Source organism: Arthrobacter sp. PL16, assembly GCF_035985055.1.
GTDB lineage: Bacteria > Actinomycetota > Actinomycetes > Actinomycetales > Micrococcaceae > Arthrobacter_D > Arthrobacter_D cheniae.
Genome location: NZ_JAXCIC010000004.1, coordinates 15,604 through 28,483 on the forward strand (window position 1 = coordinate 15,604; position 12,880 = coordinate 28,483).

13 protein-coding genes are annotated in these 12,880 nt (G+C 64.3%); 5 read left to right on the forward strand and 8 right to left on the reverse strand.

Going from position 1 to position 12,880, the window contains the following annotated elements; genetic code table 11:
* Nucleotides 1-3: 3 nt before the first annotated feature.
* The 4 genes from RCH21_RS09530 to RCH21_RS09545 all read right to left on the reverse strand — a co-directional run bounded on the left by RCH21_RS09530 (nucleotide 4) and on the right by RCH21_RS09545 (nucleotide 4,777).
* The gene (locus RCH21_RS09530) at nucleotides 4-672 is read right to left on the reverse strand and encodes a lysophospholipid acyltransferase family protein (protein ID WP_326964175.1); all 669 of its coding nucleotides are present in this window, start codon (nucleotides 670-672) and stop codon (nucleotides 4-6) included.
* Nucleotides 659-1,315, reverse strand: coding sequence for an HAD hydrolase-like protein (locus RCH21_RS09535; RefSeq protein WP_326964416.1), 657 nt, complete (start codon nucleotides 1,313-1,315; stop codon nucleotides 659-661). Before RCH21_RS09535 ends, RCH21_RS09530 begins: the two co-directional genes overlap by 14 nt.
* A gap of 86 nt (nucleotides 1,316-1,401) precedes the next feature.
* Nucleotides 1,402-4,314, reverse strand: a complete 2,913-nt coding sequence (gene uvrA / locus RCH21_RS09540; protein WP_326964176.1) for an excinuclease ABC subunit UvrA — start codon at nucleotides 4,312-4,314, stop codon at nucleotides 1,402-1,404.
* Nucleotides 4,315-4,399: 85 nt separating this feature from the next.
* The gene (locus tag RCH21_RS09545) at nucleotides 4,400-4,777 is read right to left on the reverse strand and encodes a GntR family transcriptional regulator (protein ID WP_235830676.1); all 378 of its coding nucleotides are present in this window, start codon (nucleotides 4,775-4,777) and stop codon (nucleotides 4,400-4,402) included.
* 202 nt (nucleotides 4,778-4,979) lie between these two features.
* On the opposite strand from RCH21_RS09545, the gene RCH21_RS09550 reads away from it, so the two are divergent.
* The 3 genes from RCH21_RS09550 (at nucleotide 4,980) to RCH21_RS09560 (ending at nucleotide 7,440) form a co-directional block, all read left to right on the forward strand.
* Entirely contained in the window at nucleotides 4,980-5,615 is a 636-nt protein-coding gene (locus RCH21_RS09550) for an MBL fold metallo-hydrolase (RefSeq protein ID WP_326964177.1), read from the forward strand.
* Nucleotides 5,616-6,177: 562 nt separating this feature from the next.
* A complete protein-coding gene (locus RCH21_RS09555; protein WP_442784698.1) occupies nucleotides 6,178-6,444 on the forward strand; it encodes a DUF427 domain-containing protein in 267 nt (88 codons plus the stop codon).
* A 666-nt stretch (nucleotides 6,445-7,110) separates the two neighbouring features.
* Nucleotides 7,111-7,440 carry an antibiotic biosynthesis monooxygenase family protein gene (locus RCH21_RS09560; protein ID WP_326964179.1) on the forward strand — a complete coding sequence of 110 codons (330 nt, stop codon included), beginning with the start codon at nucleotides 7,111-7,113 and terminating at the stop codon, nucleotides 7,438-7,440.
* Nucleotides 7,441-7,741: 301 nt separating this feature from the next.
* On the opposite strand, the gene RCH21_RS09565 is transcribed toward RCH21_RS09560, so the two are convergent.
* The 3 genes from RCH21_RS09565 to RCH21_RS09575 form a co-directional block, all read right to left on the reverse strand.
* Nucleotides 7,742-8,017 carry a hypothetical protein gene (locus tag RCH21_RS09565; protein WP_120148987.1) on the reverse strand — a complete coding sequence of 92 codons (276 nt, stop codon included), beginning with the start codon at nucleotides 8,015-8,017 and terminating at the stop codon, nucleotides 7,742-7,744.
* Nucleotides 8,018-8,233: 216 nt separating this feature from the next.
* The gene (locus RCH21_RS09570) at nucleotides 8,234-8,605 is read right to left on the reverse strand and encodes a DUF3060 domain-containing protein (protein WP_326964180.1); all 372 of its coding nucleotides are present in this window, start codon (nucleotides 8,603-8,605) and stop codon (nucleotides 8,234-8,236) included.
* A 715-nt stretch (nucleotides 8,606-9,320) separates the two neighbouring features.
* Complete coding sequence (locus tag RCH21_RS09575) at nucleotides 9,321-9,746, reverse strand: ester cyclase (protein WP_326964181.1); 426 nt, start codon at nucleotides 9,744-9,746, stop codon at nucleotides 9,321-9,323.
* Nucleotides 9,747-10,145: 399 nt separating this feature from the next.
* Between RCH21_RS09575 and RCH21_RS09580 the strand changes: the two genes are divergently transcribed.
* Complete coding sequence (locus RCH21_RS09580; protein ID WP_326964182.1) at nucleotides 10,146-10,853, forward strand: GAF and ANTAR domain-containing protein; 708 nt, start codon at nucleotides 10,146-10,148, stop codon at nucleotides 10,851-10,853.
* Nucleotides 10,854-11,021: 168 nt separating this feature from the next.
* Here the strand turns inward: RCH21_RS09580 and aztA are convergent, their stop codons facing one another.
* The gene (gene aztA, locus RCH21_RS09585) at nucleotides 11,022-11,669 is read right to left on the reverse strand and encodes a zinc ABC transporter ATP-binding protein AztA (protein ID WP_326964183.1); all 648 of its coding nucleotides are present in this window, start codon (nucleotides 11,667-11,669) and stop codon (nucleotides 11,022-11,024) included.
* A 116-nt stretch (nucleotides 11,670-11,785) separates the two neighbouring features.
* Here aztA and aztB point away from each other — a divergent pair, with 116 nt between their 5' ends.
* A complete protein-coding gene (aztB, locus tag RCH21_RS09590) occupies nucleotides 11,786-12,706 on the forward strand; it encodes a zinc ABC transporter permease AztB (RefSeq protein ID WP_326964184.1) in 921 nt (306 codons plus the stop codon).
* The last annotated feature ends 174 nt before the right edge of the window (nucleotides 12,707-12,880 follow it).

Sequence of the window (12,880 nt, forward strand, 5' to 3'; positions counted from 1 at the left end):
GCGCTACTCGGCAGCTGGGCTCTGGTTGTAGTGGGGGGCGCGCTCCTGACCGCTGAGCGCGGCGATGCTGTCCATGATGGTGTCCGTGGCGGTCCGCCGCGCCGGCAGCGGGTGAGCCGGTCCGGTCTTCGCGAAGACGAGCGGTGCGCCGATCCGCATCGTGAAGTGCTGGGGGCGGACTCCCCTCCTGCCTGCAGGCTGCAGGGCATCGGTGTCGACGAGGCCGACGGGCACCACGGGCGCTCCCGTGGTGAGTGCGAGCCACCCGACGCCGGTCCTTCCCCGGTAGAGACGGCCGTCGCGCGAGCGGGTCCCCTCGGGGTATATGCCCACGCCGTCCCCGCGCTCCAGCAGTTCGAGAAGGGTACGCAGTGCCTGGACGCTGGCGGCCTGCTGCCCGCGCTCGACCGGTATGGACCCCACGCCCTCGAAGAAGGATTTCATCAGGGCCCCCCGGACCCCGGTTCCGGTGAAGTACTCGGCTTTGGCGAAGAAGGCGACGGGCCGCGGCATGAGCGCCTGCACGAGCACGCTATCGAGGAATGACAGGTGGTTGGGCGCGACGATGAACGGTCCGTCCTTCGGGACGTGGTGGAGCCCCTCGACGGTGGGCCTGCAGAGACCGGCGATCAATCCTCGGGTGGTGCTGCGCGTCAGGTCATAGACCCCCACGAAGTACCTCCAGCAGTTCGTCCGCGGACTGCACGACGGCGGCAGCACCCGCATCTTCCAGTTCACCTGGAGCGGCGAACCCCCACCCGACACCGATGCAGGGAATGCGGTTCGCGGTGGCACCCTCGACGTCGTGCCTGCGGTCACCGATCATCACGGCGTGCTCCGCGTCCTGCCGATGGGCATCGAGTGCAGCGCGGATGATGGGGGCCTTACCGCCGACAGTCGCACTCTCGTCACGCGGAGAGCCGTGCACGGACGCGAAGAGATGGCGCATCCCCTGCGCGGTCAGAAGCTCCTCCGCCAGCCACTCGGGTTTCTGGGTGGCCACGGCGACGACGGCTCCCTCGGCGGTCAGCGCCTCGACGCATCTCGCAATTCCCGGATAGGGACGGCTCTGCGCCATCCCCGTCGCCACGTAGCCTGCGCGATAGGTCGCCATGACCTGCGGGATGCAGGAATCAGGTACCCCACCGAGCGCTGACAGCGAATGCACCAGCGGCGGGCCCACCATCGCCTGGAGCACGCCCTCGTCCGGCACGGGCAGACCATGCACCCGCAGGGCGGCGCTGATGCCTCCGGTGATGGCTCCCGCCGGGTCGACGAGCGTTCCGTCGAGGTCGAAGAGTATCAACGCATGCATATGTGCCACCGGCCAAGCTTGCCATAGCACCGGGAGGGCATGCATCACGCATGCCCTCCCGGGTATATTCGCGGTCGGCCGAGGTGCTAGACGGCGGCCTTCTCCAGGACCTCTTTGAGGAAAGTCCCGGTGTAGCTCCTGTCGCTCTTCGCCACCTGCTCGGGAGTACCCGTCGCGATGATCTGTCCACCGCCCGAACCACCGTCCGGCCCCAGGTCGATCACCCAGTCGGCGCTCTTGATGACGTCGAGGTTGTGTTCGATGGTGATCACGGTGTTGCCCTTGTCCACGAGACCCTGCAGCACGATGAGGAGCTTCCGGATGTCCTCGAAGTGCAGGCCCGTCGTCGGCTCGTCGAGGACGTAGACGCTACGACCGTTGGACCGCTTCTGCAGTTCGCTCGCGAGCTTCACGCGCTGCGCCTCGCCTCCCGACAGGGTCGTCGCGGGCTGCCCGAGCCGAACATAGCCGAGCCCGACCTCCACGAGGGTATTGAGGTGTCGCGCGATCGGGCTGAAGGCCGCGAAGAATTCCGCGCCCTCCTCGATCGGCATGTTGAGCACATCGGCGATGGTCTTTCCCTTGTAGTGCACCTCGAGCGTTTCGCGGTTGTAGCGCGCTCCGTGGCACACCTCGCACGGGACGTAGACATCGGGCAGGAAGTTCATCTCGATCTTCAGCGTGCCGTCGCCCGAGCACGCCTCACAGCGGCCCCCCTTCACGTTGAAGGAGAACCGGCCCGGGAGGTAGCCGCGGACCTTCGCCTCGGTGGTCTCCGCGAACAGCTTCCGGATGTTGTCGAAGACGCCGGTGTAGGTGGCCGGGTTGGAACGGGGAGTCCGGCCGATGGGGCTCTGGTCCACGTGGATCACCTTGTCCAGGTGCTCCAGTCCGTCGATGCGCTTATGTCGCCCGGCTACCTGCTTGGCACCGTTCAGCTTGTTCGCCAGCACCTTGTAGAGGATGTCGTTGACCAGGGTCGACTTGCCCGAACCGCTCACGCCGGTGACGGCCGTCAGGACGCCGAGCGGAATCGTGGCGTCCAGGTTCACGAGGTTGTGCTCCCGCGCACCGACGATCTTCAACTGGCGGGACCGGTCGATCTTCCGACGTTTCTTCGGGATCTCGATCTTCCGCCGTCCCGAGAGGTAGTCCCCGGTCAGCGACCTCTCGTTCGTGAGCAGATCCTCGAGCAGGCCAGAGTGGACCACCTCACCGCCGTGCTCCCCGGCACCCGGCCCGATGTCGACGATCCAGTCGGCCTCGGCAATCGTGTCCTCGTCATGCTCGACGACGATCAGCGTGTTGCCGAGGTTCCGCAGGCGGGTGAGCGTCTCGATCAGGCGGCGGTTGTCACGCTGGTGCAGTCCGATGGACGGCTCGTCGAGCACGTAGAGCACACCGACGAGTCCGGAACCGATCTGCGTGGCAAGGCGGATGCGCTGGGCCTCGCCCCCGGAAAGTGTGCCGGATGCGCGTTCGAGGTTCAGGTATTCGAGACCGACGTCAAGAAGGAACGTGAGCCGCGCCTGGATCTCCTTGAGGACCTGGTTGGCGATCTGCGCCTCACGCCCTGTGAGCACGAGATTGTCGAGGAAGTCGGCACAGTCGCGCATCGGCATCGCGGCGACCTCGGCGATGGAGCGGCCGTTGATGAGGACCGAGAGCGAGGCGGGATTGAGCCGAGCGCCACCGCACGTGGGGCACGGGATTTCCCGCATGTACTCCTCGTAGCGGTCCCTGGCATTGTCCGACTCCGTCTCGAGGTGCTTGCGCTGGATGTACTGGATGGCGCCCTCGAAACCGGTACTGTACTTCCGCTCGCGGCCGAAACGGTTCTTGTACTGCACCACGACCTTGTGGTCCTTGCCGTAGAGCGCCGCCTCGCGGGCCCGGTCCGGAAGCTTCCGCCACGGCGTCGTGATGTCGAAGTTGAGCTCCGACGCGAGTCCCTCGAGAAGGCGCGTCCAGTATTCGAGCGTGGCAGTCCCGAGGGACCACGGGGCAATGGCGCCCTCGGCGAGGCTGAGGTCGGGATTGGGGACGACGAGCTCCTCGTCGACTTCGAGCTTGGTGCCGATGCCGGTGCAGGCCGGGCACGCACCGAAGGGGTTGTTGAACGAGAATGAGCGCGGCTCGATCTCGTCGATGGCGAGCGGGTGCTCGTTCGGGCAGGCAAGGTGCTCGGAGAAGGCGTGCAATCGCTTCTCGTCATCCTCGGGAAGGTCGACGAACTCGGCGAGCACGCGCCCATCGGCCAGCTTCAGCGCCGTCTCGACGGAGTCCGTGAGCCGCTGCTGGATGCCGCTCTTCACCACGAGGCGGTCGATGATGACCTCGATCGTGTGCTTGTACTGCTTGCCGAGCTTCGGCGGATCACTGAGCTGGACCAGCCTGCCGTCGACACGGGCGCGGGAGTAGCCCTTCGCCGTCAGCTCCTGGAAGAGATCGACGAACTCACCCTTCCTCGCCCGGACGACGGGCGCGAGGACCTGGAAGCGCGTGCCCTCGTCGAGTTCGAGCAGCTGGTCGACGATTTGCTGCGGCGTCTGCTTGGCGACCGGCTCTCCGCAGACGGGGCAGTGGGGGCGTCCGACGCGGGCCCAGAGGAGCCGCATGTAGTCGTAGATCTCGGTAATGGTGCCCACGGTGGAGCGCGGATTCTTGCTCGTCGACTTCTGGTCGATCGAGACCGCGGGAGAGAGACCCTCGATGAAGTCGACGTCGGGCTTGTCGACCTGGCCCAGGAACTGGCGGGCGTAGGCGGACAGCGATTCGACATACCGACGCTGCCCCTCCGCGAAGATGGTATCGAAAGCCAGGGAGGACTTGCCCGAGCCCGACAGCCCGGTGAAGACGATCATGGCGTCACGCGGCAGATCGAGGTCGACGTTCCGCAGGTTGTGCTCGCGCGCACCCTTGACGATCAACCGCGACAGGTCCTGGGGGGCCGGCTGCGGATTGTGGGCGTGCTGCTCGAGGGATTTCGCTATAGACACCAGACAACTGTAGGTGAAAAGGAGTTCGAAGACATATTCGAATAGCCCTTGTTCCGCGCGAATCTGGTTCCTTGTGCCGGACCGTTCACGCTCGGCGCAATGCTGCCCGCGCGATAGCGACCGCCTCGCTCTCGAGTAACCCTGCAGACCGCACGACGGCGGCGAATTCGTCCGCTGCGCTCGCGACCCGGCGGCGGGCGTCGTCGCCCCCGGCAGTGATCACGGTCCCTGCCCGTCCCTTCGTTTCCACGACTCCGGCCTGCTCCAGTTCCCGGTAAGCACGCGCGACGGTGTTCGTCGCGATGCCCAGGTGTGCCGCGAGCGCGCGCACCGCCGGCAATCTGGTCCCGACAGCCACCTGACCCGAATTGGCGGCGGCGAGGATGGATTGCTTGATCTGCTCGAACGGGGGCATCCTGCTCTCTGGGTCCAGCTGCAACCACCGCGCGATCTCCTGCTCCACACCTGACCTCCCGCCGTCGTCCTGACTTGCCGGCCTCGAGCCCGAGCCGGGTACACCTGCACCCTACCGCCGTCGGGAGCGGGGCAAGGTGCCCGCTCCCCCGGTGTCCGGCGGCGTCCGCACCTGGCCCGCCCTTCGACGCGGCGTCACACCCTGCCGACGCCGCCTGCATCGCGCTGCACCGCCTGCCTAGACTGGGCTCATGCATCAGCTCAGCGAAGTGACCATCCGCTCCATCTCCGTGTCCGAGATGGACAACAATGTCTACCTGCTGACCTCGAGGTCGACCGGCGCGCAGGTACTGATCGACGCCGCGGACGACGCCCCGGCGATCCTCGCGCTGCTCGCGGATGCCCAGGAGGACACCGATGCGGAGGCACGGCTGGCCCTCATCATCACGACCCACTCCCACTGGGACCACGTGCGCGCGCTGGAGGAGGTCAGGGAGGCCACGAAGGCGCGCACTGCCGCCGGCGCGGACGACGTCGAGGACATCCCGGTACCGACGGACGTCCTGCTACAGCATCACGACGTCGGCTCGTTCGAGGGCTTCGAGCTCGAGGCCATCCACCTGCGCGGACACACCCCCGGCTCCGTCGCACTCCTGTACCGCGACCCCCATGGTCCGGCACATCTCTTCACCGGAGACTCGCTCTTCCCGGGGGGTGTTGGACGTACGACAACAGCTGACGACTTCGACAGCCTCATCGACGACGTGACCACGCGGGTGTTCGACTACCTACCCGATGACACCGTCGTTCATCCCGGCCATGGGGCGGGGACGACGCTCGGCGCTGAGCGTCCGCACCTGCCCGAATGGCTCGAACGCCGCTGGTAGGTAGCTCCTCCGGATCCAGAGGGATCAAGACGGGGGCATTCACGCTTGCCGCCACCTGCGCTCCTGCGAGTCGTGCTCAGGGACGAACCTCGCCCCAGGACGCTGAACGCAGCGAAGGGTAGCTTTCGCTGTGCGGTGACGGGTGAGCGGCCATCCGCCTCTGTCCGGACGGGTCGGCGCGGGTCTACCGTGAGTCCATGTCGAGCCCTCCAGGAGACCCACGCGTCCAGGACGCCGACGCCGCCGGCGTGTGCATGCGGGATGTGATGGGGCAGCTGCTCCAGAAGCTGAGATACGAGCCGACGGTGAAGCGCATCCGCGCCACGCTCGGTGGAAAGACCGTCGTCGACACCACGCGCGCGATGCTCGTGTGGGAGCCACGACGGGTCGTGCCCGGGCATGCGGTCCCGATCGAGGACATTCGCGTTGAGATCTCGCTTCGCACCCCAGCGCCACTCGAGGATGATCCGGCCGGATTCATGCTGTCCGACCTGTCGAAGATCCCCGTGTTCGACCCGCGTATCCCATTCGACGTGCGTTCGACGCAGGGCGAGCCACGAACCTGCCTGTCCGGTACTACCTTCCGATCGAGGACGTCGTGGTGCCGCTCGAGCCCAGCCCGACACGCTCGATGTGCTCGTACAAGGGTCGTGCGACCTGGTACTCCGCGATCATCGGGGACAGAAGAGTGGATGACATCGCGTGGCAGTACGAGCACCCGCTGAGTGACGCAGCCGACGTGCAGGATTACGTCGCGTTCCTCGACGAGCGACTCGACCTCGTCGTGGACGGCGCGCAACAGAGCCGTGCAGTCACTCCGTGGTCGTGACGTCCGTAGGTCCTCACAGCTTCGAGCCACCGTCGGCACGTCGCGTCGGCAGAAACCGGAAACCGGGACGATCCGCGAATCATCACCAGCACAGGTCACCTCACACTCCCAACCGAGGGGCGATGGCTCGAAGGATAGGTCTGCTGCGGTAGGTGCTACCTAGGCCGGAACCGCCATCTACGTCCATGCCAGGATCTGCATCCTCGACGACGACTGGTTCGTGTGCGGCTCGGATATCTTCAACCGTCGATCCTGGACCACGGACAGCGAACTCACGTGCGGCCGTACTCGACACCACTCGAGTCTTGTCCGAAACGTCCGGCGCAGATACCGGACAGGACCCTTACCGTCCGCTGGCCCGACTACGGATGCACATCCCGGAATCGGTGCGGACGGCCTGTCGACGTCCGTCATCGAATGGGCTGAAAATGTCACTCGGCGGACTCATGGAGGTGAATCCATGCGGGGTGACTCGTTCGGGCGGTGATAGCTGGATGAGAGCTCGTGAACTTAATCGGACTCAAACAGGGTCGAAGGGTGGAAAGTGCCCTAGATTACAGAACGTCTACTGGCGGGCTCACAGTCTCGCCAGTTGGCCGTGCACGGGAATCGGCGGTGTGACTCGCGGGCGGACAATGTGCCTGCGGGTCCTGGTGCCGTTTCGGCGTGCCCTTACATAGGAAGAAGTCCACATTGATCATTGAACATGCAACGCTGACGATTCGACCCGATGGCCACGAGGCGTTCCTTGCGGCCTTCCCGCAGGTCCAGGCCCACCTTCTGGCATCAAAAGGTTGCCGCTCCGTGGACCTTCACCCGAGCGTCGACCGGGAGGCAGTGTACCTTTTACGCGTGACGTGGGACACGCTCGAGGATCATACCGAGGTGTTCCCTGCCAGCGAGCACGGCCGTGCCGTGCTCGCGGAACTGCAGAACCACGCTCAGGCACTCGACATCATCCATTTCGATGGGATGCCCGCCAGTACGTCAGCGTGATCGATGGCGGCGGTGTCTAGCCGCTTTCTCACCTAGCAGAAGAACGTGAGGTTCGACAGAGCCCGGGTGATTGGGGGCGGATCGCGTCGGTGTGCGCCGAGGATCGCGACCGCCCGGGTGATGTCGTCCACGGACACGGTCGTCGGGATGCGGAGCTGATGGGCGCGTCGGAATGGATCCAGCCAGGAACTCGACGCCGCCGCGACCCTGCTCGACAACCACCCTGCTCGACAACCACCCTGACATGCGGGAAGGGACGGGGCGCCGCCCGTCCCTTCCCGATGTCGGGATGGCCTCGGTGCTAGTGGTGGCCAGCTTCCGTGGTGCCGAACATCAGGGTTCGGCGCTGAACGTCGTAATAGACGGTTTCAGCTGAGGAGAGCAGGTCCTGAAGATTATCTGCATCATCAGCGTCGATGGTCAGGACTTCCTCCCACGCACCCTGATCAAGGACCAACTGAAGGGTCCACGAGCCAGGCTGGCCAGGTTCTCCCGCCACCCAACTGAACTGGTAGTGGCTGAGTTGACGCACCTTGATGCTGTCATCGGTAACGGGCTGATTCAGGTTCTGTGCCATGGTGCTGTCTTCCTCCTTGTACAGCCCACCCGATGGGCAGGCTTCGGGATTAGATGGAGCAGGAATCGGGACTCCGGTCGGCTTCACGCAATGAACGGGTCGACCCGATGGCCTCAACCTAGTCCCGCGTCCGGCGCTGGTAAATCAGTACATGCCGTCTTCCGACCACTTGACTCGTGCGACTCCTCGCTGGGCCGATCAACGGTCGGACAGCGGTCAAGAGGCTGAGACCGAGTTGTTTCCTTCTGTCTCGATGCTCGGGTCACCGGATTGGTAGGTGATGGTGTTGTCATCGCCTTGAACGTCGATATCGCGGGTTTCCTCGACCTCGATCGTGTTCCTGTCCCCGTCGACGCTGACTTCCTCGACCGACCCACTCGTGGCAGTGTTACCGTCGCCTTCGATATCGATCTTGTCCGCAGCACCACCGGTGACCTTATTGGTATTCCCATCTATCTCGATGTCCTCGCAGTCGCCGGTCACCGTTAGGTCCACGTCATCGGTCTCGACATCAATGTCTCCACCCCCGGAGCATTCGACCGTTACCGTCTCACCCGAACTCGTGATCTTGTGCTCCGCTCCAGCCACCAACGAGATCGCGCCTGCGGAGCCGACTCCAGCCGAAGCGGAACCCGAGGCAGATGGTTCCGGCGATGCTGTTGCCGACGGCGTTGCTGTCCTGCTCGAGGTGGCCGATGCGGTGGGACTTGCGGACGCCGATTCCGTTTCCTCACCCGCGGTAGGCGCCGACGTCGAAGTGTCACTGTTAGTCGGAGCAGTCCCGGCGTCTGTGCCGGAATCCAAGGAACATCCCGCGAGGAAGAGGACGGCGGAAGCGAGCAGTCCCACACGCGTAAGGGTTTGGTTCTGGGGGTTCATCGGTTCTCCCTGACTGGCAATGAGCTCTTCTGTTTAATGTCTCCTGAGCCGGTCGTCCTGCCGAAACCCGCCAGAAAATAAGCGTACTTGCTCGTTGCGTCCGTGACGATGGAGCAGTTACTGCCGAATGAACGGACAAGTGGGGTAGGCGGGCGTTGACCACGACACCACATATCTGGAACAAGCCTGAACAGAGTCTCGAGGACCTGAGGTGGCCTTGTCCAAAAGGGACGGCGCATCGCGGAGGGTTTCAGGATCGCCGCCGCCTGGACCCATCCCGTCGATGAGCGGTTCCGCGGAAGAGCTACCGAAATCCATGGGATGCGCCTGAATTGATGCGGGAACCTTGTGCGGCAATGCTCACAGCTGACGTGGCGAACACCTGAGGAGAGAACCGGCACCCGGCGTACAGCAGATCGCCCGCCTAGGGGGAAGGTTCCAACCGTGCATTCAACCTCATTGCAGCGCCGAGAAGGTCTGCGGCGCCCCACCACTCCGCCGCCAGCCCGTCCTCGAACCGAACAAGGTGCATGGCATTGATTGCTATCTGCCGGCCGGTACCGGGCAGGCCGAGGAACTCCCCTTCGTGTGTGCCGGTCCACAGCACCCGCCCAGCGATCTTGTCGCCTTCCACCACGGTGTCGGAGACGACGCCCGTCATATCGGGAGAGGCGGCATGCATACTGCGCACCCAGAAGATGAAGCCTGCGCGCCCTTCAGGCTGACCGGGCACAGGCATGTGGTCGATCAGATCAGCAGCAATCAGTTTTTCCAGCGCTACGGAATCACCAGCGCCCACCGCACCGATGATCCTTCCATACGCTTCGCGAAGGTCTGAACCGTCTGACATTGCGGCTCCTCGTACACCGTTTCAATCGCTGCTCACCGGCCACCTCCTGCAAGTGTGAGCCGGTGGCCGCGGGTAGGCAAGAATCAGCTGTCGAATGAGTGCCCCACGCTCTCACCAAGCCCTGGCAATCAGTGAGACGACGATCTGGACCTGGGGTCTAGGCGGTCGGTTGACCGGTCGAGATCACCATCGTCTCGAACACCTTCCTCATTTCTGCTCGAGGGGCCGCGCGGGAAACTGAACTCAGGCCATGTCCTTTGAGGAGTGAATGCCTGGCTACTCGACGGGACCGTAGCCGCCGGCGCGATCAAGCGCAGGGGTTAACGAGTATCCCGGAGTGGGTCATCGGGAGTGGGTTGTGGGTACGCTTCCACTCATGCAGATCGTGACGCGTTACAGGTGATCGACGTATCGGATTCGGTGCTCGATAGCGGGAGCATCACGGACTTCTTCAAACAGCTCACCTTCGGCGGCGGGAGGTTCTTCAGCGATGACGGGTCGGTGGAGTGTGGGCTGATGTTCAAAGGTGAGAGCGGGCAGACGTTGTTCTGCGGCGGTTCACCGACAATTACCAGCATGTATATGGGGATCGATGCTCAGCACGCGATCGGTGAAGGTCCTGCCCTGCAGGCCCTGAGCGCATTGGAGTTGCAGGTAGCCGACGACACCAGCGATGTGGATCATCCGCCGTTCTTCCAGATCCCTGCGTCTTTGGGGTTTGCCTCGATCCTCAGCGTTCCCTTGAAAATCGGTACTGCAGGCTTCGCGGCACTGAACTTCTATGCGCAGCCCGTAGCTTTCTTCACAGTCGAAAGGCAGCGCATCGCATCGGTCTTCGCGGAGCAGGTAGGTACGTCCGTGGAGATGAGGGTACGCCTGACCCGGTACCAGGAGTTGACGGTGAACATGCGCTCGGCAATGGAGTCACGTACCACCATCGACACGGCCATCGGCATCATCATCAGCCAGAATCAGTGCACCCAGGAGGAGGCTTTCGCCATCCTTCGACGAGCCTCGAATTCCCGCCAGATCAAATTGCGCGACGTGGCAAAGAACCTCGTCATGCGGGCAAGCGGTGTTCCACCGATCACTCACTTCACGACCTGACCGACAGGGGACTCTCGTGTCCGCCGGTCATCGATCGTGGTTCTCCGATCGTCGCTGTACCAGCATCAGGAACTCCCCTGGGCCGACGTGATGACCTGGACGACCTCACGGGCAAGATCAACGCCGGACCACGAACGGTTATCGACGGCGGCATGTTCTCCGGTACCTTCATGCCTCAGGGAGCGCCACTCCAGCAGGGCCTACCCGGCCTCCCTCGAGCCGGATGACGTGGTCGGCTGCAGTGAGTGCGACGTCGTCATGGGTTACACAGATCATGGTGGCGCCGCGCGCCCGTTCGGTGAGCAGGATATCTGCGACGACTTCCCGGGTAACGGCATCGAGGCCGGTCGTGGGTTCGTCGAGCAGGACGATGTCGGCGCGTTGCGCCAACCCTTGTGCCAGGAAGGCGCGTTGCCGCTGACCACCCGAGAGGGCGCTGAGGAGGCGGTCCTGATAGCCGTCAAGGCCCACGAGACCGATGCAATCGTCGATGATCTGATGGTCTTGGGCGCGCAGGCGTCGCACCAGGCCCGCGGTAGGCCATCGTCCCATGGTCACAGCGTCCCGCACCGTCAGCGGCATGCTGTCGGGGACCTCGCTGCGCTGTACGACAAGGGCCCTGCGGACCCGCGGGGGTACGGACACCATGCCACTGCGGGGGTTCAGCAGGCCGGCGAGAACCGCCAGAACCGTCGATTTCCCTGACCCGTTGGGGCCGGTGATAGCTGTCACAGCACCCGGCTGGATCGACAGGGAGATGCCGCACAGGGCGTCAATCCCGTCGTGGTCGAACCATACATCGGTCAGCGTGAGCACCCCCTGATTGGCCGCACTTGGCCGGGGAGCAGATCGAGCGGAAGAGGTTCTGATCAGGGACATCACCTAAAAGTACCATATTGAGAATGATAATCATTTAAGCCTATGGTTGCCCGGTGACCTTGCTCCTGGAACCGTTCGCCACAGACTTCATGCTGCGCGCCCTCTTGGGCGGATCGCTCTGTGCTGCGATCTGCGCCGTCGTCGGAACATGGGTCGTGATCCGGGGAATGGCGTTCCTGGGCGAGGCGATGGCGCACGGAATGCTGCCCGGTGTGGCACTGGCGACCCTGGCTGGGGTTCCCGTGATCCTCGGAGCGGCGGCCAGCGCGATCGCCATGAGTCTCGGCGTGAGTTTCCTGGCACGCCGTGGGCGCCTCTCACATGACACGAGCATCGGCCTGTTCTTCGTCGGCATGCTCGCCGCCGGGATCATCATCATCTCCTACTCGAGAAGTTTTGCGACCGACGCGACGGCAATCCTGTTCGGGGACGTGCTGGCGATCGGGTCCGACGATGTGTGGGGCCTTGCCGGTGCACTGCTCGTCACCGTCCTCGTCGCGGGCGCCTTCCATCGCGCCTTCGTGGCCCTCGCCTTCGACCGCCGGATAGCGCAGGTCATGGGTTTGCGCCCACGCCTCGCGCAGGTGCTCCTCGTGGGGCTGGTGACACTCGCCGTCGTCGCCTCCTACCAGGCTGTCGGCGCGCTGCTCGTCATCGGATTGCTCCTCGCCCCAGCCGTTGCTGCTGCTCCTTGGGCCTCGCGCATTCCCACCACGATGGTGCTGGCGGCACTGATCGGCGCAGCATCCGTCTTCCTCGGTCTCCTGGCCTCCTGGTACTACGGCACGGCGGCCGGCGGGTCGATCGCTCTTGCAGCCATCGGCTGCGCCTCTCTGTCAAACATCACCCGCAACCTCACCCGCTGGCGCCCGACCCGCAACAGCTCCAGTGGCTCCAGCGACAGCTCTGGTACCAGGTCCACCGGTCCGGAATCGACAATCCCTTCACAGAAAGCTCTTCGTGCACACGCCTAGCATCCTGCTTCTCTCCCTTCCCTTGCTCGCCCTCACCCTTGCCTCCTGCTCCTCGACGGACTCGTCCGGGGATGCCGTGAATAATCCTCCGGTCGCTTCCGGTTCGGCACCTGCTCCTGTTGGTGATGGACACGGGACTCTTCAAGGCTCCACGGAAGTAGCGGAGCCTCAGCT

Excerpts from the sequence above, each read along its gene's own strand:
- RCH21_RS09535 (WP_326964416.1), bottom strand. The coding sequence starts at position 1,315 with ATGCATGCGTTGATACTCTTCGACCTCGACGGAACGCTCGTCGACCCG.
- RCH21_RS09550 (WP_326964177.1), top strand. The coding sequence starts at position 4,980 with ATGCATCAGCTCAGCGAAGTGACCATCCGCTCCATCTCCGTGTCCGAG.
- RCH21_RS09565 (WP_120148987.1), bottom strand. The coding sequence starts at position 8,017 with ATGGCACAGAACCTGAATCAGCCCGTTACCGATGACAGCATCAAGGTG.
- RCH21_RS09575 (WP_326964181.1), bottom strand. The coding sequence starts at position 9,746 with ATGTCAGACGGTTCAGACCTTCGCGAAGCGTATGGAAGGATCATCGGT.